General features: G+C 56.2%; 1 protein-coding gene and 2 pseudogenes. All 3 read left to right on the top strand.

All coding sequences use genetic code 11. The annotated features are described in order from the left end of the window. Positions 1-259, top strand: a pseudogene (locus ACI94_RS01530) (tetrahydromethanopterin S-methyltransferase subunit A); the annotation flags it as partial. A gap of 5 nt (positions 260-264) precedes the next feature. Continuing rightward, positions 265-474 (top strand): tetrahydromethanopterin S-methyltransferase subunit F, encoded by a 210-nt coding sequence (locus tag ACI94_RS01525; RefSeq protein ID WP_066957239.1) that lies wholly within the window; start codon positions 265-267, stop codon positions 472-474. Between the two features lies 1 nt (position 475). Next, positions 476-573: pseudogene (locus ACI94_RS01520) on the top strand (tetrahydromethanopterin S-methyltransferase subunit A); the annotation flags it as partial.

Raw genomic sequence — 573 nt, 5'->3', positions numbered from 1 at the left:
TGCGTTCGGCGCGGAACCCATGGTCGTCGAGGTCAAGGAAGCCGGTGGTGAAGGCGCAGAAGAAGTTACCGGCGAAGTACAGCCGCTCTCTGGCGAGCTGGCATTGATACACGCACGGATGAAGATCATCGAGCAGATGGTCACCGACATCGGGTACCGCAACAGGTTTGCCGCCGGTGTCTACTCAGGCAAGATTGAGGGTCTCATGATCGGTCTGATCGTCTCGTTCGTGATCCTGGGGTTCATCTTGCTGGGGTGAGATAGATGGCAGAAGAAAACACACAGGCAGGTCCCATCCGGATGGCAGCAATCAACGAGATGATGGGCTCCATCCGTTACAAGGCGCAGATCCTTGCCCGGACAACCAAACTCGAATCGGGAATCATGGGAATGGGGCTCATCGGATTCTCTATCGGATTCCTTGTAGCCCTACTCATGATTGTGATTCCGGCACTGCTGCTGGGGGCGATCTAACATGGTTGAGAAGAAATCACCGGCCAGCGGATGGCCAATCATTCAGGGCGACTTCCACACGGGAGATCCGCAGAGTTGTGTCGCCGTCGTCACCATGGG

Source organism: Methanoculleus sp. DTU007 (assembly GCF_001512385.1).
Taxonomy (GTDB): domain Archaea; phylum Halobacteriota; class Methanomicrobia; order Methanomicrobiales; family Methanoculleaceae; genus Methanoculleus; species Methanoculleus thermophilus.
This window is presented reverse-complemented; position numbering and strand designations above follow the sequence as displayed.

Excerpts from the sequence above, each read along its gene's own strand:
- ACI94_RS01525 (WP_066957239.1), top strand. The coding sequence starts at position 265 with ATGGCAGAAGAAAACACACAGGCAGGTCCCATCCGGATGGCAGCAATC.